Origin of the sequence: Bartonella sp. CL436QHHD (genome assembly GCF_042195105.1) — a bacterium.
Lineage (GTDB): Bacteria > Pseudomonadota > Alphaproteobacteria > Rhizobiales > Rhizobiaceae > Bartonella.
Genome location: NZ_JBHINR010000013.1, coordinates 1,131 through 1,335 on the forward strand (window position 1 = coordinate 1,131; position 205 = coordinate 1,335).

General features: G+C 39.5%; 1 protein-coding gene. It reads left to right on the forward strand.

Annotated elements, in window-relative coordinates:
* Positions 1-22 precede the first annotated feature (22 nt).
* Positions 23-205: hypothetical protein (locus ACFIKN_RS01905; protein WP_375657825.1), on the forward strand; the 183-nt coding region annotated here is incomplete at its 3' end.

Sequence of the window (205 nt, forward strand, 5' to 3'; positions counted from 1 at the left end):
TCTTGATACGAGTGTCAAGAATGTGAACACTCATCTGTCTAATGAGGTCAAAAAGTTTGATGAAAAACTAAGTAATATTACTCAAGCGGTTAATGGTGATGCTTTAATCTGGAGCCAAACGGCAAATGCCTTTGTAGCGACGCATGGGGACAGTAAAGAGAACAGCAAGATTACGTCTCTTAAAAATGGAGACATTAGTGGAACC